The sequence below is a fragment of the Verminephrobacter aporrectodeae subsp. tuberculatae At4 genome (assembly GCF_000193225.1).
Lineage (GTDB): Bacteria > Pseudomonadota > Gammaproteobacteria > Burkholderiales > Burkholderiaceae_C > Acidovorax > Acidovorax aporrectodeae.
The window spans coordinates 1-1,403 of sequence record NZ_AFAL01000209.1 but is presented as its reverse complement, the minus strand read 5'-3'; the positions used below and the strand labels follow the sequence as shown (position 1 = coordinate 1,403).

Annotated in this window: 2 protein-coding genes; both read right to left on the bottom strand. The window is 50.5% G+C overall.

The window, feature by feature from the left end; all coding sequences use genetic code 11:
- A partial coding sequence (locus VTU_RS31210) for a transposase (protein WP_138927807.1) occupies positions 1-314 on the bottom strand: 314 nt, incomplete at its 3' end.
- A gap of 97 nt (positions 315-411) precedes the next feature.
- On the bottom strand, positions 412-1,032 hold the full coding sequence (locus tag VTU_RS32560; protein WP_138927806.1) for a hypothetical protein: 621 nt from the start codon (positions 1,030-1,032) through the stop codon (positions 412-414).
- Positions 1,033-1,403 lie beyond the last annotated feature (371 nt).

Below are 1,403 nucleotides of genomic sequence, written 5' to 3'. Positions count from 1 at the left end.
TCTTGGGGATCCGTCAGTGCCGTAGTGCAACTGGCATACCACTTGTCCAATTCGCTGAGGTACACGCCGTGCTCGCGGCACCAAGCGCTCTTGCTGACTTCGTTCATCGCCGCCGTGGTGATCACCGCCTCCAGCCGAGCGGGCGCAGTCCAGCCCCGCCCTCGGGCGGGGCTGGACTGCGCATCTTTGCGCCAACGATCCAGCGTTTGCGCTGCAACGCCAACTTCCTGCGCAACCGCTTGCAGTGTTGCGCTGTGCGGCGGCAGCAATCTTGCCACCGCCTTGTCCTTGAATGTTTGTCCGTATCGAGCCATTTTTGTCCTTCATCGCCGCCCCCGGTTTTTGGTTCTATGGAGGCGACAACTATTCTGCCGCAGGGGGATGACCCCGAATAGAGTATTTTTCCATGTGTCAGTTGATTGGAGTCATGTTATCCGGGTCAATGACAATGTGTCCGAGTTCAGAAATGATTTTTACAATCAATGGCAACAGTGTCGGGTCGGCATCGATTGGCAGATGTATCCAAGCCAAGAGTCTACCCTCCATGTATTCAAGGAACTTTGCTGCCGACTCCTTGGATTGCATGCTGTCTGATAATCCGTAGCTCAAACAGAATCTCTTGAATGAATACTCTGTCAGCTCACCAGATTGAATGGACAAATTCAAATTTTTGCAATCCGATTCCCCAGGAATTTCACTCAGGCCAAGAAACACATCCTGTGAAACTCCCTTTTCCCATAATTCCTGCTGCAGCATGTTTTTTCCGTACTCAGGATGCAGCAAGTTTCCCGGCTTCGACCAAGCCTCAAGTTCGCGAACACATTTATATTTCGTTTTTCTAGATTCCGCTGCGGGATCTGAGAGATCTGAGGGATACCGGATTTTAATATCCTGACTTCCGGGAGGACGATGGATATATAGCGTAGTCAAGTTTTTGCTTGCAGATACAAATAATGCAGCGACACTACCATCGGGTAGTATTTTTTTATCATTTGAACCAGCAGTTTCTGGAAGCAAATCAAAATTTGTCATTGCACGGACTCCTTTGCATAGAGATCGGCAGTCATTCCGCTCGCACTTCTGCCATCAATCGTTCGCGCACCTTCAAGTACAGAAAAAACCAAACAGTGTCGCACGCACTGCGCTAGGAGGCTGTCGGACTTGCGGTTTTCAAGCGCGATTTGGAGTGATTTTTTTGCCTTGGCCATCGTCTGGCCTGTGGATATCGTTCTGTAGTGCGTCAAAACTGCTCAATTTTTGAGCGATTCCCAGTGTTTTCGAGAAAGTCCGACAGACTCCTAGCAATCACGCTGCTTGCGTAGGCCGCCTCTGCATCTCGTGCAATAACGCCGTGTTCCATATGAAACGGCATAGAGCCTTGGGTGGGGCCCTTCGTCGTTTCG